This is a genomic window from Burkholderia sp. NLJ2, assembly GCF_049487195.1.
GTDB lineage: Bacteria > Pseudomonadota > Gammaproteobacteria > Burkholderiales > Burkholderiaceae > Burkholderia > Burkholderia pyrrocinia.
Genome location: NZ_CP137808.1, coordinates 613,661 through 632,691, shown reverse-complemented (window position 1 = coordinate 632,691; position 19,031 = coordinate 613,661). Strand labels below are relative to the sequence as shown.

At 65.8% G+C, this 19,031-nt stretch carries 18 protein-coding genes; 9 read left to right on the top strand and 9 right to left on the bottom strand.

The genetic code is table 11. The features are described from left to right. Positions 1-11: 11 nt before the first annotated feature. From accB to R9B84_RS02875, 7 genes are all read left to right on the top strand, one after another. Positions 12-482, top strand: a complete 471-nt coding sequence (accB, locus tag R9B84_RS02905; RefSeq protein WP_065500821.1) for an acetyl-CoA carboxylase biotin carboxyl carrier protein — start codon at positions 12-14, stop codon at positions 480-482. Between the two features lie 85 nt (positions 483-567). Continuing rightward, on the top strand, positions 568-1,935 hold the full coding sequence (gene accC / locus R9B84_RS02900) for an acetyl-CoA carboxylase biotin carboxylase subunit (protein ID WP_048251162.1): 1,368 nt from the start codon (positions 568-570) through the stop codon (positions 1,933-1,935). Between the two features lie 2 nt (positions 1,936-1,937). Then, positions 1,938-2,840 (top strand): 50S ribosomal protein L11 methyltransferase, encoded by a 903-nt coding sequence (gene prmA / locus R9B84_RS02895; RefSeq protein ID WP_423759137.1) that lies wholly within the window; start codon positions 1,938-1,940, stop codon positions 2,838-2,840. Positions 2,841-2,885: 45 nt separating this feature from the next. Beyond that, complete coding sequence (locus R9B84_RS02890) at positions 2,886-4,238, top strand: DUF3426 domain-containing protein (RefSeq protein WP_423759136.1); 1,353 nt, start codon at positions 2,886-2,888, stop codon at positions 4,236-4,238. A gap of 73 nt (positions 4,239-4,311) precedes the next feature. Continuing rightward, the gene (gene tpx, locus R9B84_RS02885; RefSeq protein WP_034182673.1) at positions 4,312-4,815 is read left to right on the top strand and encodes a thiol peroxidase; all 504 of its coding nucleotides are present in this window, start codon (positions 4,312-4,314) and stop codon (positions 4,813-4,815) included. Positions 4,816-4,909: 94 nt separating this feature from the next. After that, on the top strand, positions 4,910-5,848 hold the full coding sequence (locus tag R9B84_RS02880; RefSeq protein ID WP_423759135.1) for a carbohydrate kinase family protein: 939 nt from the start codon (positions 4,910-4,912) through the stop codon (positions 5,846-5,848). A 19-nt stretch (positions 5,849-5,867) separates the two neighbouring features. Further along, the gene (locus R9B84_RS02875; protein WP_047899750.1) at positions 5,868-6,341 is read left to right on the top strand and encodes a glycine zipper 2TM domain-containing protein; all 474 of its coding nucleotides are present in this window, start codon (positions 5,868-5,870) and stop codon (positions 6,339-6,341) included. A 214-nt stretch (positions 6,342-6,555) separates the two neighbouring features. Here R9B84_RS02875 and R9B84_RS02870 read toward each other — a convergent pair whose 3' ends face one another. The 7 genes from R9B84_RS02870 to R9B84_RS02840 form a co-directional block, all read right to left on the bottom strand. After that, positions 6,556-7,212, bottom strand: coding sequence for a histone H1-like DNA-binding protein (locus tag R9B84_RS02870; RefSeq protein ID WP_047899749.1), 657 nt, complete (start codon positions 7,210-7,212; stop codon positions 6,556-6,558). Between the two features lie 28 nt (positions 7,213-7,240). Continuing rightward, positions 7,241-7,567, bottom strand: a complete 327-nt coding sequence (locus R9B84_RS02865; RefSeq protein ID WP_423759134.1) for a hypothetical protein — start codon at positions 7,565-7,567, stop codon at positions 7,241-7,243. Positions 7,568-7,649: 82 nt separating this feature from the next. Next, positions 7,650-8,861, bottom strand: a complete 1,212-nt coding sequence (locus tag R9B84_RS02860) for a ribonucleotide-diphosphate reductase subunit beta (protein WP_047899748.1) — start codon at positions 8,859-8,861, stop codon at positions 7,650-7,652. A gap of 363 nt (positions 8,862-9,224) precedes the next feature. Next, positions 9,225-12,218 carry a ribonucleoside-diphosphate reductase subunit alpha gene (locus tag R9B84_RS02855; protein WP_423759133.1) on the bottom strand — a complete coding sequence of 998 codons (2,994 nt, stop codon included), beginning with the start codon at positions 12,216-12,218 and terminating at the stop codon, positions 9,225-9,227. 452 nt (positions 12,219-12,670) lie between these two features. Then, entirely contained in the window at positions 12,671-13,261 is a 591-nt protein-coding gene (ampD, locus tag R9B84_RS02850) for a 1,6-anhydro-N-acetylmuramyl-L-alanine amidase AmpD (RefSeq protein WP_423759132.1), read from the bottom strand. Then, a complete protein-coding gene (locus R9B84_RS02845; protein WP_423759131.1) occupies positions 13,258-13,566 on the bottom strand; it encodes a PP0621 family protein in 309 nt (102 codons plus the stop codon). Before R9B84_RS02845 ends, ampD begins: the two co-directional genes overlap by 4 nt. A gap of 13 nt (positions 13,567-13,579) precedes the next feature. Then, positions 13,580-14,473, bottom strand: a complete 894-nt coding sequence (locus tag R9B84_RS02840; RefSeq protein WP_027788432.1) for a cytochrome C assembly family protein — start codon at positions 14,471-14,473, stop codon at positions 13,580-13,582. 89 nt (positions 14,474-14,562) lie between these two features. Between R9B84_RS02840 and ffh the strand changes: the two genes are divergently transcribed. Both ffh and R9B84_RS02830 read left to right on the top strand, forming a co-directional pair. After that, positions 14,563-15,930 (top strand): signal recognition particle protein, encoded by a 1,368-nt coding sequence (gene ffh, locus R9B84_RS02835; RefSeq protein ID WP_423759130.1) that lies wholly within the window; start codon positions 14,563-14,565, stop codon positions 15,928-15,930. Between the two features lie 94 nt (positions 15,931-16,024). Continuing rightward, positions 16,025-16,576, top strand: a complete 552-nt coding sequence (locus R9B84_RS02830; RefSeq protein ID WP_047899742.1) for a hypoxanthine-guanine phosphoribosyltransferase — start codon at positions 16,025-16,027, stop codon at positions 16,574-16,576. A gap of 80 nt (positions 16,577-16,656) precedes the next feature. Here R9B84_RS02830 and R9B84_RS02825 read toward each other — a convergent pair whose 3' ends face one another. Continuing rightward, on the bottom strand, positions 16,657-17,259 hold the full coding sequence (locus R9B84_RS02825; protein WP_096472392.1) for a MarC family protein: 603 nt from the start codon (positions 17,257-17,259) through the stop codon (positions 16,657-16,659). A 21-nt stretch (positions 17,260-17,280) separates the two neighbouring features. Continuing rightward, entirely contained in the window at positions 17,281-19,017 is a 1,737-nt protein-coding gene (locus R9B84_RS02820; RefSeq protein WP_423759129.1) for a proline--tRNA ligase, read from the bottom strand. Positions 19,018-19,031: the final 14 nt, after the last annotated feature.

Sequence of the window (19,031 nt, the reverse complement as noted above, 5' to 3'; positions counted from 1 at the left end):
GGGAATTCCCGATGGATCTTCGTAAGCTGAAAACTCTGATCGACCTCGTCTCCGAATCCGGCATCTCCGAGCTGGAAGTGACGGAAGGCGAAGGCAAGGTGCGCATCGTCAAGAACGCGCCGCCGGTCTACGTGCAGCCGACGGCTGGGTATGCCCCGCAATTCAGCGCGCCCGCTCCGTCGGTCGCGCTGCCGGCCGAAGGTGCCGCTGCGCCGGCAGTCGGCGCCGCAGCACCGGCCGTCCCGCAGGGCCACGTCGTGACGTCGCCGATGGTCGGCACGTTCTATCGCGCGCCGTCGCCGGGCGCGGACCCGTTCGTCCAGGTCGGCGACACGGTCAAGGAAGGCCAGACGATCTGCATCATCGAAGCAATGAAGCTGCTCAACGAGATCGAGTCGGACAAGGCCGGCGTGATCAAGGAAATCCTCGTCGAGAACGGCCAGGCCGTCGAATACGGCCAGCCGCTTTTCGTGATCGGCTAAGCCCGCCGCGCGGCTAAGCCAGCCGCGCGCCGCCGATGCTCGCCAGGCGCCGTTCGCGCGCCCCTCGAAGAGACGAATACTCGCTATGTTTGAAAAAATCCTCATTGCCAATCGCGGTGAAATCGCGCTGCGCATCCAGCGCGCGTGCCGCGAGCTCGGCGTCAAGACGGTGGTCGTCTACTCGGAAGCCGACAAGGAAGCCAAGTACGTGCGCCTCGCGGACGAAGCCGTCTGTATCGGCCCGGCCCCGTCGAACCTGAGCTACCTGAACATGCCGGCGCTGATCAGCGCCGCGGAAGTCACCGATGCCGAGGCGATCCACCCCGGCTACGGCTTCCTGTCGGAGAACGCCGATTTCGCGGAACGCGTCGAGCAGTCGGGCTTCACGTTCATCGGCCCGCGCCCGGAAACGATCCGCATGATGGGTGACAAGGTCACCGCCAAGCAGACGATGATCAAGACCGGCGTGCCGTGCGTGCCGGGCTCGGAAGGCGCGTTGCCGGACGATCCGAAGGAGATCGTGAAGATTGCGCGCGCGATCGGCTATCCGGTCATCATCAAGGCGGCCGGCGGCGGCGGCGGGCGCGGGATGCGCGTCGTGCACACCGAGGCTGCGCTCGTCAACGCGGTCAACATGACCCGCGAGGAAGCCGGCCGTGCGTTCGGCAACCCGCAGGTGTACATGGAGAAGTTCCTCGAGAACCCGCGCCACATCGAGATCCAGGTGCTGTCCGACGCGTACAAGAACGCGATCTGGCTCGGCGAGCGCGACTGCTCGATGCAGCGCCGCCACCAGAAGGTGATCGAGGAAGCGCCGGCACCCGGCATTCCGCGCCGCCTGATCGACCGCATCGGCGACCGCTGCGCGGACGCATGCAAGAAGATGGGCTACCTCGGCGCGGGCACGTTCGAATTCCTGTACGAGAACAACGAGTTCTACTTCATCGAGATGAACACGCGCGTGCAGGTCGAGCACCCGGTATCGGAGCTGATCACGGGCGTCGACATCGTGCAGGAACAGATCCGTATCGCGGCCGGCGAGAAGCTCACGCTGCGCCAGCGCGACATCCAGTTCCGCGGACATGCGATCGAATGCCGGATCAACGCAGAAGATCCGTTCAAGTTCACGCCGTCGCCGGGCCGGATCACGTCGTGGCATACGCCGGGCGGCCCCGGCGTGCGCGTCGATTCGCACGCCTACAATGGCTATTTCGTGCCGCCGAACTATGATTCGATGATCGGCAAGCTGATCACCTACGGCGCGACCCGCGAGCAGGCGATCAGCCGGATGCGCATCGCGTTGTCGGAGATGGTCGTCGAAGGCATCCAGACCAACATCCCGCTGCACCGCGAGCTGATGATCGATTCGAAGTTCGTCGAAGGCGGCACCAGCATCCACTACCTCGAAAACCGGCTCGCGCAGAAGCAGCAGGTCGCACCGGAAGAAGCGTAAGCATGAGTTATCGCGAACTCGTCGTCGAACTGGCCCGTGAGCATGCGGAGGCACTGTCCGACGCGCTGCTCGACCTCGGCGCGCTGTCGGTGTCCGTCGAGGACGCCGACGCCGACACGCCCGACGAACAGCCGCTCTTCGGCGAGCCCGGCCTCGTGCCCGATCGCACCGCGTGGCAGCACTCGCGCGTGGTCGCACTGCTGTCGCCCGACCATGAGCCGGCCGTGCTGCTCGCGGCCGCCGCGAACGAGATCGGCCTCGCCGGCGCGCCGAAGTTCGACGTCCGCGAAGTCGAGGAACAGGACTGGGTGCGGCTCACGCAATCGCAGTTCGAGCCGATCCCGATCGGCGAGCGGATCTGGGTCGTGCCGTCGTGGCACGACGCGCCCGATCCCGACGCGCTCGTACTCGAACTCGACCCCGGCCTCGCGTTCGGCACCGGCAGCCATCCGACCACGCGCCTTTGCATGGAATGGCTCGAACAGTCGGTGAAGCCCGGCCAGTCGGTGCTCGACTACGGTTGCGGCTCCGGCATTCTCGCGATCCTCGCGAAGAAATGCGGGGCGAACCCCGTGATCGGCATCGACATCGATCCGCAGGCGGTCGAATCGGCGCGGCAGAACAGCGAGCGCAACCGAGCGGAAGTCACGTACGGGCTGCCCGATGCGTGCCCGGACGGCGAATTCGACATCGTCGTCGCGAACATCCTGTCGAACCCGCTGAAGCTGATGGCATCGATGCTGGCGTCGAAGGTCAAACCGGGCGGGCGCATCGCGCTGTCGGGCGTGCTCGCGCGCCAGGCGGACGAAGTCGCGGCCGTCTATGCGCGCTACGTCGACATCTCGGTCTGGCGCGAACACGAAGGTTGGGTATGCCTCGCCGGAACCCGGCGGGAAAGCCATTAGAATAGCGCTGTCCTTCACTCTGGCCAGCAGGCCGCCCGGCTCGACATGCTTCTTGCGACGCGCTGCCCTCATTGCGAAACCGTCTTCCGGCTGCAGCAGGAACAGCTCTCGCTGCATGAAGGGCTCGTGCGCTGCGGGCATTGCCACGAAGTCTTCAACGCGTCGGAATCGCTCGTCCCCGAGCACGCCCGGCAGCCCGAACCGGCCTTGACCGAAACGGCTGCCGCGCCGCACGACGGCGACGCGCACCACCCGGCCGCGCCCGCACGACTGTTCACGGCCGACGCGCCGGCCGGGTCGCCGTCCGACCTCGACTACAAGCCTGAAGGCTGGGACATGTGGGCGCCTTGGCTCGACGCCAGCGTCGATCCGTCGTTGCAGCACAACGTGCAGACCGTGCGCACCGAGCCGCTGGTACCGCTCGCGCTCCCGTCCACCGACGCCGGCGTCGTTCACCTGTCTGGTACGCCCGCGTCGTTCCCGTCCCCGGCCGAGCTGGACGCATCGGCTGACGCCGCGCAACCGACCGAACCGCATTCGAAGCAGACGGAACGGGAAAGCGAAGCATCGCCCGCGCCGGTCGTATCTCCCGTCGAGCGCGACCCGCGTGAGCCCCGCTTCGTCGCTCACATTCCGGCGGACGCAGAAACCGCTACCGACGCTGCCGAACCCGTGGGCAGCACGCACTTCGCAGTGCCGGACGACGAGCGCGCTCCGCGCGAACCGCGTTTTGCGTTCACGCCGGCGCCGGCCGTAACCGCACCCGAAACCGGATCGGAACCCGATGCCGTCACCCGGCACGAAAACACGCCTGCCGCGCCCACCGACACGCCCGCCGCGCCGTTCCCGGCCGCGCTGACCGACGACGATCGCCCGCACTTCGCCATCACGCGCGAAACGCGCGCGCCGCAGCGGCGCGGGTTGCTCGGCGGCTTTTTCGGCGGCCTCGTCGCCGCGGCGCTGGCCGTGCTGCTCGTCGCGCAACTCGCGTGGTGGCAACGTGAAACACTGATGATCTACTGGCCCGTGACGCAGGGCTGGTTCCGTCAGGCCTGCGCGCCGCTCGGCTGCACGGTCGCGCCGCCGCGCGCGATCGACGGCCTGCGGCTCGACGCAACCGACCTGCGCCAGCTCGACGGCCCGCGCGTGCTCGAGCTGAAGGTACCGCTGACGAACCGCTACCACGTCGCACTCGCGTACCCGTCGCTCGAACTGACGCTGCTCGACGACACCAATCACGTCACCGTGCGCCGCGTGCTCGCGCCGCGCGACTACGTGCGCCCGGGCACGCCGATCGACGCCGGGCTGCCGCCCGGCACGACGCAGACGATGGTCGTCCGCCTCGAAACGAACGGCGCGCCCGCCTCGAATTTCCGCGTCCAGATCTTCTATCCGTGACGCGCCGCGGCGCGCGCCTGCGCGCCCGTCTCAACCCGCGCGCCCGAGCGGCGCGCTATTTCGGAGCACGAACATGAGCAAAGTTACGCTGGGTGGCAACCCGATCGATCTCGCCGGCACGTTCCCGGCCGTCGGCGCCCAAGCCGCCGATTTCAAGCTGGTCGGCAAGGATCTCGCCGACCTGTCGCTCGCCAGCTTCGCCGGCAAGCGCAAGGTGCTGAACATCGTGCCGAGCCTCGACACGCCGACCTGCGCGACGTCGACCCGCAAGTTCAACGAAGCCGCGTCGTCGCTCGACAACACGGTCGTGGTGGTCGTGTCCGCCGACCTGCCGTTCGCCGCCACGCGCTTCTGCACGACCGAAGGCCTCGCGAACGTCGTGACGGCTTCGACGTTCCGCACCGGCCGCGCATTCGCGAACGCATACGGCGTCGACGTGACGAGCGGCCCGCTGAACGGCCTGACCGCACGTGCCGTCGTCGTGCTCGACGCGCAGGACAAGGTGATCCACGCGGAACTCGTCGGCGAAATCAAGGACGAGCCGAACTACGACGCCGCGCTCGCCGCACTGAAGTAACCCGCTGCCGCCCGGCCCTGCCGCGCGAGGCCCGACGGGCCATCCGCGCCGGCCGGGCGGCCGCTTCCCTTTGCTCTCTACAGGAACGCACGCCTTGACTACGCTGATTTGCGGCTCGCTCGCCTACGACAACATCATGACCTTCGAAGGTCGGTTCCGCGAGCACATCCTGCCCGACCAGGTTCACCTTCTCAACGTGAGCTTCCTCGTGCCGACGATGCGACGCGAATTCGGCGGTTGCGCGGGGAACATCGCCTACGCGCTCCACATGCTCGGCGGCGACGCGCGCATCATGGCGACGGTCGGCGCGAACGACGCGGACCGCTATCTCGAACGACTCGACAGCCTCGGCCTGTCGAAGGCAAGCGTGCGCGTGGTGCCGGAAACGCACACCGCGCAGGCGATGATCACGACCGATCTCGACAACAACCAGATCACCGCATTCCACCCGGGCGCGATGATGCAGTCGCACCTGAACCGCGCGGACGAAGTGGCGGGCGTGAAGCTCGGCATCGTCGCGCCGGACGGCTTCGACGGGATGGTCCAGCACGCCGAACAGTTCGCGAAGGCCGGCATCCCGTTCGTCTTCGATCCGGGCCAGGGCCTGCCGCTGTTCGATGGTGCAACGCTGCGCCGCATCATTGAACTCGCGACGTTCGTAGCGGTCAACGACTACGAAGGCAAGCTCGTCAGCGACAAGACGGGCTGGTCCGAACAGGAAATCGCCAGCCGGGTTCAGGCGTTGATCATCACGCGCGGCGAGCACGGCTCCACCATTCTTCATAAAAACGGCGAAGAACAGATTCCCGTCGTGGGTGCCGAGCGTGTCGTCGATCCGACCGGCTGCGGCGATGCCTTCCGGGGCGGCCTGCTGTACGGCATCGAGAATGGCCTCGACTGGGCAACCACGGGCCGCCTCGCGAGCCTGATGGGCTCGATCAAGATCGCCCACCAGGGGCCCCAGACTTACGTACTGACGCGCGCCGAAATCGATGCGCGCTTCGAGGCTGCATTCGGTTACAGTCTCAAATGAATATTGTGGGAGAGCAAAGATGTTGACGAAAAAAACCCTCACGCTCGCGGCCATGCTGACGGCCACGCTGACCCTCGCCGGCTGCTTCACGGCCCCCGGCTCGGCAGATGTCTATAGCGTCGGCCAGGCGCAGCGCGAGCAGACGGTCCGCATGGGCGTGGTCGAAAGCGTCCGTGCGGTGCGCATCCAGTCCGACGGCGGCGGCAGCGCGATCGGCACGCTCGGTGGCGGCGCACTTGGCGCAGTCGCAGGTAGCGCGATCGGCGGCGGCAAGGGATCGATCCTGACGGCGATCGCCGGCGGCCTCGTCGGCGCGGTCGCGGGCAACGCGGTCGGCGAAAACCTCAGCACGGCGAACGGTGTCGAAATCACCGTGCGCCTCGACAATGGCGACCTGCGCTCGATCACGCAGGCAGCGAGCGGCGAAGCGTTCCGCGCCGGCGAGCGTGTGCGACTGCTGTCGAGCGGCGGCGTCACGCGCGTCACGCACTAACCAGGTACCTCAGCACGCGGCGCAAGCCGCGGTCGAACGCATGTGCGAAGCTGCACATGCGTTTTTTTTCGTCCGCACTCGCCGCGGCCGGCACATGAGCGAATACGGACGAAAAAAAATCCCGCCACCTGAGCCAGATGGCGGGACTGATTGAGTAGCGCTACTCAACCCACGGACACCACGTGAGTGTCCGGGTGGTGCTGGTCAGCCGCGATTACGGACGGCTGCCGGTCGGGAACGGCCATGCCGCTGCCGGATTGAGCGCGGTCTTCACGCCCGATGCCGGCGCAACCGATGCGGTCGACGCGGTCGTTGCCGGCGCAGCTTTCTTCACGACGGCCTTCTTCGGAGCAGCAGCCTTCTTCGCAGGCGCAGCAGCCTTCGTCGCCGGAGCGGCAGCCTTCTTCGCAGGGGCAGCCTTCTTGGCAGGCGCAGCCTTCTTCGCAGCAGCCTTCTTCGCAGGCGCAGCCTTCTTCGCGGCGGCCTTCTTAGCAGGCGCGGCCTTCTTCGCAGCAGCCTTCTTGGCCGGTGCGGCCTTCTTCGCAGCAACCTTCTTCACTGCGACTTTCTTGGCTGCAACCTTCTTCGCAGCGGCCTTCTTGGCCGGCGCTGCCTTCTTCGCAGCAACCTTCTTCACTGCGACTTTCTTGGCTGCGACCTTCTTGGCTGCAACCTTCTTCGTTGCGACCTTCTTTGCAGCGGCCTTCTTCGCCGGTGCCGCCTTCTTCGCGGCAACCTTCTTCACCGCGACCTTCTTCGCAGCAACCTTCTTCACTGCAGCGGCCTTCTTCGCCGGAGCAGCAGCCTTCTTCGCAACGGTCTTCTTGGCAGCAACCTTCTTAGCAGCCGGTTTCTTCTTGGCGGTAGCCATGTTGTTCTCCTTCAGGTTCAGATGAGAGTCAGTTCAAACTACACCCTTCGTCAAAACCCGCTTCCCGCGGACGCTGTTCAGGTCGTGCGCTTCGAAGCGGGCTATTCATCGGCGTACGCGGATACCGCGCGCTTACGCTAATGAATACGGTATGGCGCGCGTGACCACATGGCCTCGCGCGCCAAATCAAGTCGGTAGCCGGCGCACCTCGCGCCGCTACCCCTAATCGCTTGATCAAGCGGACCGCCACACGGCTGTCCGCTTTATCCGGAGGGAAGTTTGCCCATCCCACTGAAGGGTTCGCAAAGTGCCGGTCGTATCGTTGGGCCGCTAAGGCACCGGGCATGCTTTGCATCAGGCGTTCTTGCTCCTAAACCTTGGGCCGGGGCCGAGAGGCCGCCGGCTGCTCCATCATGTAACGGGTTCGCTGCTGCGGGTCATTCCCAGGACAGCGCGCCCCCCGTCTGATACTCGATCACACGCGTCTCGAAGAAGTTGCGCTCCTTCTTCAGGTCGATCATCTCGCTCATCCACGGGAACGGGTTTTCCTCGTTCGGGTACAGCGGATCGAGGCCGATCTGCTGACAACGGCGGTTGCTGATGAAACGCAGATAGCTCTTGAACATCGACGCGTTCAAGCCCAGCACGCCGCGCGGCATCGTGTCCTCGGCGTAGCGGTATTCGAGTTCGACAGCCTGCTTGAACAGCTCACGGATCTCGGCGCGGAATTCCGCGGTCCAGAGATGCGGGTTCTCGAGCTTGATCTGGTTGATCAGGTCGATACCGAAGTTGCAGTGCATCGACTCGTCGCGCAGGATGTACTGATATTGCTCTGCAGCACCCGTCATCTTGTTCTGGCGGCCGAGCGCGAGGATCTGCGTGAACCCGACATAGAAGAACAGGCCTTCCATGATGCAGGCGAACACGATCAGCGACTTCAGCAGCTTCTGATCCGCTTCGAGCGTGCCGGTCTTGAAGGCCGGATCCGTCAGCGTGTGGATGAACGGAATCAGGAATTCGTCCTTCGCGCGGATCGACGTGACCTCGTGGTACGCGTTGAAAATCTCGCCTTCGTCGAGACCGAGCGATTCGACAATGTATTGGTACGCGTGCGTGTGGATCGCCTCTTCGAACGCCTGGCGCAGCAGGAACTGCCGGCACTCGGGCGCCGTGATGTGGCGGTACGTGCCGAGCACGATGTTGTTCGCCGCGAGCGAATCGGCCGTCACGAAGAAGCCGAGGTTGCGCTTCACGATGCGGCGCTCGTCCTCGGTCAGACCGTTCGGGTCCTTCCACAGAGCGATGTCGCGGGACATGTTGATTTCCTGCGGCATCCAGTGGTTCGCGCAACCGGCCAGATACTTTTCCCACGCCCACTTGTACTTGAACGGCACCAGCTGATTGACGTCAGTCTGGCCGTTGATGATGCGCTTGTCGGCGACATTGACCCGGGCTTCCGAACCGCCGGCGGGAACAGCCGATGCCTGCGGCGGCACCGCAAGATCACCTTCGAAAATGTCGCGGACCTGATGGGCGGCAGGCGACGCAGCCTGCATTCCGACAGCCACTCCTGCGGGGGCGCGCATCGCGTTGTGCTGCGCTCCGCTCGCGGGAGTTACGGCAGTCTTCTCGTCATCCCAGTTGAGCATAAATTCTCACCATCAATTTAGAACGGTTTGTACCATCTTTTCCTGAGCGATAAAAGGGTTCGCTCACGAAAAATCCTTTTTTCGATTCGCGTTGCGACCTCGATACAACACTTTGAGCAACGCATCGTCGTTCATGCAGAGCGCGACGTGTGTCGCGCATGTATCGCGAGGTGCGCTCGACGCATCGAACGCTGATCGAAACGCGACGTCGTCGGGGATGTTTCGATCGCTTGTCACTGCCTGCAACGCAGGTGCCGCGTTACAGATTCCTTATCATTTTTTTAGTTGAGAGCGGCGCACACTTCAACCTCGATCGGTCTTCGTGTGCGCCGCCCGGCACATCTTCAGGTCAGGCGCGCTGCGTTACTGGCACGCTTCGCATTCGTCGAAGCCCGGATCGCCCGGACGCATCGTGCACACCGGACCGTCGGCCTCGACCGGCGCGAGTGCCGCCGCCGCACCGATCGCGCCCGACGACGCATCGCCACCTGCCGCACCGAAGCCGCCTGCCGCGCCTTGCGCGCCGCCGCTGCTCGAACCGCCACCCGTCGGCACCGCGTTCAGCGCGCCGTGTGCGACCGTCGACTTCTCGACGTGCGTCGCCGCCATCGTGCGGAGGTAGTAGGTCGTCTTCAGGCCGCGCAGCCATGCGAGCTTGTAGACCTCGTCGAGCTTCTTGCCCGACGCGCCGCCCATGTAGATGTTCAGCGACTGCGCCTGGTCGATCCACTTCTGGCGACGCGATGCCGCTTCGACCAGCCACGTCGGATCGACTTCGAACGCGGTCGCGTAGATCGCGCGCAGGTCGGCCGGGATGCGGTCGATGCGCGACAGCATGCCGTCGAAGTACTTCAGGTCGGCGACCATCACTTCGTCCCACAGGCCGCGTTCCTTCAGGTCGCGAACGAGGTACTCGTTCACCACCGTGAATTCGCCCGACAGGTTCGACTTCACGTACAGGTTCTGGAAGGTCGGCTCGATACATGCCGACACGCCGATGATGTTCGAGATCGTCGCCGTCGGCGCGATCGCGACGCAGTTCGAGTTGCGCATGCCGTGCGCGGCGATCCGCGAACGCAGCGTCGTCCAGTCGAGCGACTCGGACGTGTCGACCTCGACGTAGCCGCCACGCGCTTCGGCCAACAGCTTCAGCGTGTCCTGCGGGAGGATGCCGCGATCCCACAGCGAGCCGCGGTAGCTCGAGTAGCGGCCGCGCTCTTCGGCCAGTTCGGTCGACGCGTGGTACGCGTAGTAGCAGACCGCTTCCATCGAACGATCGGCGAACTCGACCGCCGCTTCCGACGCGTACGGCGTGCGCAGCAGGTGCAGGCAGTCCTGGAAGCCCATGATGCCCATGCCGACCGGACGGTGCTTCAGGTTCGAGTTACGCGCCTTCGGCACCGCGTAGTAGTTGATGTCGATCACGTTGTCGAGCATGCGCATCGCGACGCTGATCGTGCGCTTCAGCTTGTCGTGGTCGAGCGCGTAGCTGCCGTCGGCCTGCTTCACCAGGTGAGCGACGAGGTTCACCGAGCCGAGGTTGCACACCGCGATTTCGGTGTCGCTCGTGTTCAGCGTGATTTCCGTGCACAGGTTCGACGAGTGGACGACGCCGACGTGCTGCTGCGGCGAGCGCACGTTGCACGGATCCTTGAACGTGATCCACGGGTGGCCCGTCTCGAACAGCATGCCGAGCATCTTGCGCCACAGCTGCGCCGCCGGGATCTTCTTGAACAGCTTGATCTCGCCGCGCGCGACCTTGTCTTCGTAGGCCGTGTAAGCCTTCTCGAAATCGGCGCCGAACTTGTCGTGCAGGTCCGGGCAGGTCGACGGCGAGAACAGCGTCCAGTCGGCGCCTTCCATCACGCGCTTCATGAACAGGTCGGGAATCCAGTTCGCCGTGTTCATGTCGTGCGTACGGCGGCGATCGTCGCCCGTGTTCTTGCGCAGCTCGAGGAATTCCTCGATGTCGAGGTGCCAGGATTCGAGGTACGCGCAGACCGCGCCCTTGCGCTTGCCGCCCTGGTTGACCGCGACGGCCGTGTCGTTCACGACCTTCAGGAACGGCACCACGCCCTGCGACTTGCCGTTCGTGCCCTTGATATGCGAGCCGAGTGCGCGCACGCGCGTCCAGTCGTTGCCGAGACCGCCGGCGAACTTCGACAGCAGCGCGTTTTCCTTCAGCGCTTCGTAGATGCCGTCGAGATCGTCCGCGACCGTCGTCAGGTAGCACGACGACAGTTGCGAGCGGTGGGTGCCCGAGTTGAACAGCGTCGGCGTCGAGCTCATGAAGTCGAAGCTCGACAGCACGTTGTAGAACTCGATCGCGCGCGTTTCGCGGTCGATCTCGTTCAGCGACAGGCCCATCGCGACGCGCATGAAGAATGCCTGCGGCATTTCGATGCGGGTGCCTTCGACGTGCAGGAAGTAACGGTCGTACAGCGTCTGCAGGCCGAGGTAGCCGAACTGCAGGTCGCGATTCGCGTCGAGCGCTGCGCCGAGGCGCACCAGGTCGAACTGCAGCAGCTTGTCGTCGAGCAGGCCGGCGTCGACGCCGCGCTTCAGGAACTGCGGGAAGTATTCCGCGTAACGGGCCGACATTTCGGCCTGCACCACTTCCTCGCCGAGGATCTCGCGACGGATCGTGTGCAGCAGGATGCGGGCCGTGACCTGGCTGTACGCCGGATCCTTCTCGATCATCGTGCGCGCAGCGAGGATCGCCGAGTCGTAGACCTGGCTCATCGGCACGCCGTCGTACAGGTTCTTCACCGTCTCCGCGACGATCGGCTCAGGGTTAACCGCAGCGCCGAGACCATCGCACGACGACACGATCAGCGCGCGCAGCGCGTTCAGGTCGAGCGGACGCGAAACGCCGTTGTCGACGACGTTGATGCCGGTGCCCGATTCGCCGCCTGCCGCCGCTGCTTCCTCGCCCGCATGCTGGCGCTCGAGGTGACGCTTCTCGCGATACAGCACGTACGCACGCGCGACGTTGTGCTCGCCGCCGCGCATCAGCGCGAGTTCGACCTGGTCCTGGATGTCTTCGATATGGAACGTACCGCCGTTCGGGCGGCTGCGCACGAGCGCGCGCACGACGCTGTGCGTCAGTTGTTCGACCTGCTCGCGCACGCGCGCCGATGCCGCGCCCTGCCCGCCGTTGACGGCCAGGAAAGCCTTGGTCACCGCGATCGCGATCTTCGAAGGCTCGAACGATACGACGCTGCCGTTGCGGCGGATCACCTTGTAGTCGGCGAACGTGGCCTGCGGCGCGAGCGCCTTCGCGCCCTGTTCGGTCCCGCCGAGCGGACGGCTCGAGGCGCTCTCGTACTGGGACGTCGCGTTGTCGGTGGTTTGCATGTGCAAAGCTCCTGGTGTTGGATGGTGCGGAGAGAACCGCGGATTAAAACGAACGCTGCGCAATGCGGTGCGCGAGCGGTAAGAGGCGAGCGATACGCCGGGGAAGCCGGTTCGGTCGATGCGCGACAACCGAGCCGGTCGTGTGCTTCGTCATGTGTACCCTGCCCCGTCGAAGTTCGCTGCGCTGATCGCGACGCCCGGACCGCCCGGCCTGACGCGCCGCCCTGAGAACCCTGTCCGCCGGCGTTGCCCGCCGGCCGGTGCCGCTCGGGTTTTCCCCTGCGACACACACTATATCTAGTGCAGAACTGCTCAACTGGCACCAAGTATAGTGGACATTCGGACGACGTCCAAACGGATAATTTGCGATGAAGGTCTTGACATCGCTCACGCGCCGACACGACAAGGCATTGGTCGGAGAAAAAACTTTCTCCGGTCAAAAAACCCCGCGATCAGTGCTGACGGAAAGGAAAGTATCCGGCGGAAAAACCGGCATCGCTCGCGAAGCGTTGCCAATCGAAGTGCGGGCCCGGGTCGGTCTTGCGGCCCGGCGCGACGTCCGAGTGCCCCGCGAATGCGTCGACCGGATAACGTGCGGCGAGCGCACGGGAGAGCGCGGCGAGCATCGCGTACTGCGCGTCGTCGAACGGCACATCGTCCGCGCCTTCGAGCTCGATGCCGATCGAGAAGTCGTTGCAGCGCGGCCGGCCGAAGAACTCGGACGAGCCCGCATGCCACGCGCGCTCGTCGCACGACACGAACTGCACGAGTTCGCCGCTGCGACGGATCAGGAAATGCGCGGACACGCGCACGCCGCGCAGGTGGCTCTGGTAATAGGGGTGTGCATCGCAGTCGAGGCGATTCAGGAACAGCGCCTCGATCGCGTCGCCGCCGAATTCGCCGGGCGGCAGGCTGATGTTGTGGACGACCACGAGCGTCGGCACCGCACCCGCGGGTCGCGCCTCGAAGTTCGGCGACGGCGCATGGCGCGCTTCGCGCACCCAGCCGTTCGCGTCGACCGACAACGGCGGCACGTCGCTCATCGTGCGTCGTGACCGCTCGCGCGCGCGGCGTGGCGCTGTGCGTGCTCTGCGCTGCAGAAGTATTCGCCGCCCGCGACGACGGCGTCGCCCTTCGGCGCATGCACGCCGCATTCGGCGCAGCGCACCATCGGTTCGGGCAGCGACCGCGCGCCGCCGTTCGGGCGCGCAGCGCCGGCACCCGGCGCACCGTCGTCACCCGCACCGCGGCCGGTGCGCGCCTGCGCGTGCTCCTGGGCCTGGCGCACCTTGCGTGCGAGCCACGAGCCGGCGAAGAAGAGAAGAATCAGGAGAAGAATCTGTCGCATCGGAAACCTGCGGTCAAACCACGGAACGGTGCAGCAGCACCTCGAAAACGAACCGGCTGCCGACATACGCGAGCAGCAGCGCGGCGAACGACACGAGCACCCAGCGCGCGGCACCGCGCCCGCGCCAGCCCGACGTCTTGCGGGCGACCAGCAGGCCGCCGAACATCAGCCACGACAGGATCGCGAACACGGTCTTGTGATCGAGCCGCAGCGCGCGCGCGTCGACCTGCTCGCTGAACAGGATGCCCGACGCGAGCGTCAGCGTGAGCAGCACGAAGCCGGCGCCGATCAGGCGGAACAGCAGCTTCTCGAGCGTGAGCAGCGGCGGCAGCGTTTCGAGCCAGCTCGCGATCCAGCCCGTCGAACCGTCGCGCCCGCCGCTGCGCAGCGACTGCAGGCGCCGCTCGACCATCAGCATCAGGATCGCGTGCAGCGCGGCGATCGCGAACAGGCCGTACGCGATGTTCGCGATCAGGAAGTGCAGCTTGAACAGCGGCGCTGCGGCATATGGAAGCACCCGCACGCCGCCGAACACGAGCGGCAGCAGCGACGCGCCGCACGCAAGCGGCAGCACCAGCAGGCGCAGGCTGTCGAGCGGAAAGAAAAAGCTCTCGATCCAGTAGATGCCGGCGCCGAGCCAGAACATCGCGGACAGCGCGAACGCGAAACCGAACACCATCGCGTCGTGCGGAAAAATCGTCGTGTGGAGCAGCACGCCGTGCGCGACGAGCGCGGCGAACAGCAGCGCACGACCGGCCCCGCTCATCCCCGACGCGGCGGACGCGGGAACCGGCACGGCCGGCACGCTCGCGACGAGCGGCGTCGCGCCCTGGCGGTGCGTGCGCCAGCCTGCGACGGCGAGGCCGCCGTACAGGAATGCGGTGAGGGCATACAGTACAATATCCATGTTCGAAGTTTACACTAGGCCCCCTTCCCGCGACGGCTCCCTTTGTTCGGTTCCGCCGCGCCTTCGGGCCCCACTGTCCATCGCTCCCCATGCTCGACAATCTCACTCAACGGATGGCGCGCGTCGTCAAGACGCTGCGCGGCGAGGCCCGCCTCACCGAGGCGAACACGCAGGAGATGCTCCGCGAGGTGCGTCTCGCGCTGCTGGAAGCCGACGTCTCGCTGCCGGTCGTCCGCGAATTCATCGCCAAGGTCAAGGAAAAGGCGCTCGGCGAAGACGTGATCAGCAGCCTGTCGCCGGGTCAGGCGCTCGTCGGCGTGGTCCAGAAGGAACTGACCGCCGTGATCGGCGGCGACTACGAAGGCAAGGCCGCCGAGCTGAACCTCGCGGTCACGCCGCCCGCCGTGATCCTGATGGCCGGCCTGCAGGGCGCGGGCAAGACCACGACCGCCGGCAAGCTCGCGAAGCTGCTGCGCGAGAAGTACAAGAAGAAGGTGCTGACCGTGTCGTGCGACGTATATCGCCCGGCCGCGATCATGCAGCTGAAAACGGTGAGCGAACAGGTCGGCGCCGACTTCTTCCCGTCGACGCCGGACCAGAAACCCGTCGACATCGCGATCGCGGCCGTCGACTGGGCGAAGCGCCACTACCATGACGTGCTGATCGTCGATACGGCCGGCCGCCTCGGCATCGACGAGGCGATGATGCAGGAAATCGCCGCGCTGCACGGCACGCTGAAGCCGGCCGAAACGCTGTTCGTCGTCGACGCGATGCTCGGCCAGGATGCGGTCAACACCGCGAAGGCGTTCAACGACACGCTACCGCTCACCGGCGTCGTGCTGACCAAGCTCGACGGCGATTCGCGCGGTGGCGCCGCGCTGTCGGTGCGCCACATCACGGGCAAGCCGATCAAGTTCGTCGGTGTCGCCGAGAAGCTCGACGGCCTCGAGGTGTTCCACCCCGACCGGATGGCGAACCGGATCCTCGGCATGGGCGACATCCTCGCGCTCGTCGAGGAAGCGCAGCGCGGCGTCGACGTGCAGGCCGCTCAGAAGCTCGCCGACAAGGTCAAGAAAGGCGGCGACTTCGACCTGAACGATTTCCGCGCGCAGATCTCGCAGATGAAGAACATGGGCGGCCTGTCGTCACTGATGGACAAGCTGCCCGCGCAATTCCAGCAGGCGGCGGCCGGCGCCGACATGGGCCAGGCCGAGAAGCAGATCCGCCGGATGGAAGGGATCATCAGCTCGATGACGCCCGCCGAGCGCGCGAAACCCGAAATCATCAAGGCGACGCGCAAGCGCCGCATTGCGGCCGGCGCGGGCGTGCCGGTGCAGGAAGTCAACCGGATGCTGAACCAGTACGACCAGATGCGTACGATGATGAAGAAGCTGAAGGGCGGCAACATGCAGAAGATGATGCGCGGCCTGAAGGGCATGATGCCCGGCATGCGCTGATTCCGCCCGTCGGCCGGCGCGCGGGTTTTTGCTGTAGCGCGCGCCGTCCGTTCTGCTTCATTCTTATTTGTATACCGACTGCCCGCCAGAACACATGAACCGCGAAGAAGCCCTCCACATTTTCGACCACTCCGAAGAGATCGTCTCGGCCGACGCCGTCAATGCGTCGATCGCCCGGATGGCCGACGCGATCCGCGCCGAGATCGGCGATGCGTTCCCGCTCGTTCTCTCGGTGATGGGCGGCGCCGCGGTGTTTACCGGGATGCTGCTGCCGCATCTCGATTTCCCGCTCGAATTCGACTACATCCACCTGACCCGCTACCGCAACACGACGCAGGGCAGCCCGGAGATGCACTGGCGCGTGGCACCGCGCGAATCGGTGAAGGACCGCATCGTGCTCGTGCTCGACGACATCCTCGACGAAGGCGAGACGATGGCCGCGATCCGCGACCGCATCCTCGACATGGGCGCGCAGCGTTTCATGTCGGCCGTGCTGTGCGAGAAGACGCTCGCGAAGGCCAAACCGCTGCACCCCGATTTCTGCGGCTTCTCGGTGCCGGACCGCTACGTGTTCGGCTGCGGGATGGATGCGAAGGGCTACTGGCGCAACCTGCCGACGATCCGCGCGCTGACCACGAACGTCTGATCGCCGCCCTGCCCGCCGTATAAATAGAAAGCGGCGCTCCGGTTTCCCGGAGCGCCGCTTTTTTTCGTGCGCGCGCCGCCCTACAGCTGGTGCACGAACGCGCGGATGCCGGCCAGCAGCATCTCGACCGAAATCGCGACGAGCACGAGGCCCATCAGCCGCTCGAACGCCGCGACCGTCCGCTCGCCGAGCCACTGCTGAATCCGTTCGGCCAGCACCAGCGTGATCGCGCAGACGATCATCGTGACCGTCAGCGCGCCGACCCACTCGAACATCTTGCCCGGCGCCTGCGACGTCAGCAGCATCACCGTCGCAAGCGCCGACGGCCCGGCGAGTGCCGGAATCGCGAGCGGCACGATGAACGGTTCGCCGCCCGCGCGCGGATCGCTGCCGAGCGCGCCGTCCGGATGCGGGAAGATCATCCGCAGCGCGATCAGGAACAGCACGATCCCGCCGCCGAGCCGCAACGACAGATCGGTGAGGTTCATCATCCGCAGGAAGCGGTCGCCGACCACCATGAAGAACAGCAGGATCACGAACGCGATCCCCACTTCACGCAGGATCAGCTTCACGCGCCGCTCGCGCGGCACATCCCGCATCGCCGTAATGAACAACGGGATGTTGCCGAGCGGATCGGTGATCAGCACCAGGAGCACGGTGGCCGACAGGAACGTGTATTCCATCGTGTCCTCCGGTCGCCGGGCTTAGTGCGCGAGCGCGGCGCGGATCTTCTCCGCGACCGTCGCCGCAGCCGCGTCGGCCGGCAGCAGCGTTGCTTCGGCGTCGCGGCGGCCCTGGTACTCGATCTTGCCTTCCTTCAGGCCGCGCTCGCCGATCACGAGGCGATGCGGCACGCCGATCAGTTCCCAGTCGGCGAACATCACGCCCGGGCGCTCGCCGCGATCGTCGAGGATCACGTCGATGCCGGCCGCGGCGAGTTCCGCGTACAGCTTGTCGGCGGTCTCGCGCACCATTTCGCTGCGGTCATAGCCCATCGGGCACAGCACGACCTCGAACGGCGCGATCGACTCGGGCCAGATGATGCCGCGATCGTCGAAGTTCTGTTCGATCGCCGCGCCGAGAATGCGCGTGACGCCGACGCCGTAGCAGCCCATCAGCATCGGCTGCGGCTTGCCCGACTCGTCGAGGAACGTCGCGCCCATCGCTTCCGAGTACTTGGTGCCGAGCTGGAACACGTGGCCGACCTCGATGCCGCGGCAGATGTCGATCACGCCCTTGCCGTCCGGCGACGGGTCGCCCTTCTGCACGTCGCGCACGTCGGCGACGTCCGGCTCCGGCAGGTCGCGGCCCCAGTTCACGCCCGCGATGTGATAGTCGACCTCGTTCGCGCCGACGACGAAGTCGCTCATGTTCGCGACCGTGCGGTCCGCGATCACCTTCACGGGCTTCTTCGTGCCGACCGGGCCGAGATAGCCCGGCGGCGTGCCGAACCACTCGACAATTTCCTGCTCGGTCGCGAAGCGATGGTTCTTCAGCCCCGGCAGCTTCGACACCTTGATCTCGTTCAGGTCGTGGTCGCCGCGCAGCATCACGAGCCAGATGGTCGGCTCGGCGCCTTCGTTGTCGGTCGCGAGCACGATCGACTTGATCGTGCGCTCGAGCGGGATGGCCAGCAGTTCGGCGACAGCTTCGCACTTCGCCTTGCCGGGCGTCGCGACCTTTTCCATCGCTTCTGCCGGCGCGGCGCGCGCGGCAATCAGCGGCAGCGCTTCGGCCGCCTCGATGTTCGCCGCGAACTCGGACGTCGGGCAGTAGGCGATCGCGTCTTCGCCGGTGTCGGCGATCACGTGGAACTCGTGCGAGAAGTTGCCGCCGATCGAGCCGCTGTCGGCCGCGACCGCACGGAATTCGAGGCCGAGACGCGTGAAGATACGCACGTACGCGTCGTACATCTTGCGATACGACTCGTTCAGGCCCGCCGCATCCTTGTCGAACGAATACGCGTCTTTCATGATGAATTCGCGGCCGCGCATCACGCCGAAGCGCGGCCGGATCTCGTCGCGGAACTTCGTCTGGATCTGGTAGAAGTTCACCGGCATCTGCCGGTAGCTCTTGATCTGGTTGCGCGCGATGTCGGTGATGACTTCCTCGTGCGTCGGCCCGATCACGAAGTCGTTGTCCTTGCGGTCCTTGAAGCGCAGCAGCTCGGGGCCGTACTGTTCCCAGCGGCCCGATTCCTGCCACAGCTCGGCCGGCTGCACGGCCGGCATCAGCAGCTCGATGGCGCCCGCCCGGTTCATCTCCTCGCGCACGATCGCCTCGACCTTGCGAATCGAACGCAGGCCGACCGGCAGGTAGTTATAGATGCCGCCGGCGACGCGACGGATCATGCCGGCGCGTACCATCAGCTTGTGGCTGACGATCTCTGCGTCGGCGGGTGCTTCTTTCAGGGTGCCGATAAAGAAACGGGAAGCTTTCATGCGGACGGTTCCAA

Excerpts from the sequence above, each read along its gene's own strand:
- accB (WP_065500821.1), top strand. The coding sequence starts at position 12 with ATGGATCTTCGTAAGCTGAAAACTCTGATCGACCTCGTCTCCGAATCC.
- accC (WP_048251162.1), top strand. The coding sequence starts at position 568 with ATGTTTGAAAAAATCCTCATTGCCAATCGCGGTGAAATCGCGCTGCGC.
- prmA (WP_423759137.1), top strand. The coding sequence starts at position 1,938 with ATGAGTTATCGCGAACTCGTCGTCGAACTGGCCCGTGAGCATGCGGAG.
- R9B84_RS02890 (WP_423759136.1), top strand. The coding sequence starts at position 2,886 with ATGCTTCTTGCGACGCGCTGCCCTCATTGCGAAACCGTCTTCCGGCTG.
- tpx (WP_034182673.1), top strand. The coding sequence starts at position 4,312 with ATGAGCAAAGTTACGCTGGGTGGCAACCCGATCGATCTCGCCGGCACG.
- R9B84_RS02875 (WP_047899750.1), top strand. The coding sequence starts at position 5,868 with ATGTTGACGAAAAAAACCCTCACGCTCGCGGCCATGCTGACGGCCACG.
- R9B84_RS02870 (WP_047899749.1), bottom strand. The coding sequence starts at position 7,212 with ATGGCTACCGCCAAGAAGAAACCGGCTGCTAAGAAGGTTGCTGCCAAG.
- R9B84_RS02865 (WP_423759134.1), bottom strand. The coding sequence starts at position 7,567 with ATGCAAAGCATGCCCGGTGCCTTAGCGGCCCAACGATACGACCGGCAC.
- R9B84_RS02860 (WP_047899748.1), bottom strand. The coding sequence starts at position 8,861 with ATGCTCAACTGGGATGACGAGAAGACTGCCGTAACTCCCGCGAGCGGA.
- R9B84_RS02855 (WP_423759133.1), bottom strand. The coding sequence starts at position 12,218 with ATGCAAACCACCGACAACGCGACGTCCCAGTACGAGAGCGCCTCGAGC.
- ampD (WP_423759132.1), bottom strand. The coding sequence starts at position 13,261 with ATGAGCGACGTGCCGCCGTTGTCGGTCGACGCGAACGGCTGGGTGCGC.
- R9B84_RS02845 (WP_423759131.1), bottom strand. The coding sequence starts at position 13,566 with ATGCGACAGATTCTTCTCCTGATTCTTCTCTTCTTCGCCGGCTCGTGG.
- R9B84_RS02840 (WP_027788432.1), bottom strand. The coding sequence starts at position 14,473 with ATGGATATTGTACTGTATGCCCTCACCGCATTCCTGTACGGCGGCCTC.
- ffh (WP_423759130.1), top strand. The coding sequence starts at position 14,563 with ATGCTCGACAATCTCACTCAACGGATGGCGCGCGTCGTCAAGACGCTG.
- R9B84_RS02830 (WP_047899742.1), top strand. The coding sequence starts at position 16,025 with ATGAACCGCGAAGAAGCCCTCCACATTTTCGACCACTCCGAAGAGATC.
- R9B84_RS02825 (WP_096472392.1), bottom strand. The coding sequence starts at position 17,259 with ATGGAATACACGTTCCTGTCGGCCACCGTGCTCCTGGTGCTGATCACC.
- R9B84_RS02820 (WP_423759129.1), bottom strand. The coding sequence starts at position 19,017 with ATGAAAGCTTCCCGTTTCTTTATCGGCACCCTGAAAGAAGCACCCGCC.